Origin of the sequence: Rhodoferax ferrireducens (genome assembly GCF_003347515.1) — a bacterium.
GTDB lineage: Bacteria > Pseudomonadota > Gammaproteobacteria > Burkholderiales > Burkholderiaceae_C > Rhodoferax.
Window position 1 is genome coordinate 1 of the sequence record NZ_QEII01000012.1, and the last position, 255, is coordinate 255.

A 255-nucleotide genomic window follows, 5' to 3' on the forward strand; every position below is an offset into this window, starting at 1 on the left:
TGTTCGCCTGAGCCAGAAGATTCAAGTTTTGAATAGCCCCGGATGGTTGCATGGAAGTCATCAGAAAACGGCTTTCCTACAAAGCCTTTGATGACTGCAATGCCAGACACACCTTGAACGTCCCCGGAATATTGTTTGGCGGGTGTCATGAACCCGCACGCACCAAGCGTGCTTGCCACCAACGTGGCAATGAGAATATTTTTCATACGGTACCTCTATGCAAATTCAAGTTTCGAGGTAACCACCTGTGGATCG

At 48.6% G+C, this 255-nt stretch carries 1 protein-coding gene; it reads right to left on the bottom strand.

Annotation, left to right across the window (positions count from 1 at the left end; translation table 11 throughout):
- Positions 1 to 206: hypothetical protein (locus C5P05_RS00040; protein ID WP_157979121.1), on the bottom strand; the 206-nt coding region annotated here is incomplete at its 3' end.
- Between the last annotated feature and the right edge of the window lie 49 nt (positions 207 to 255).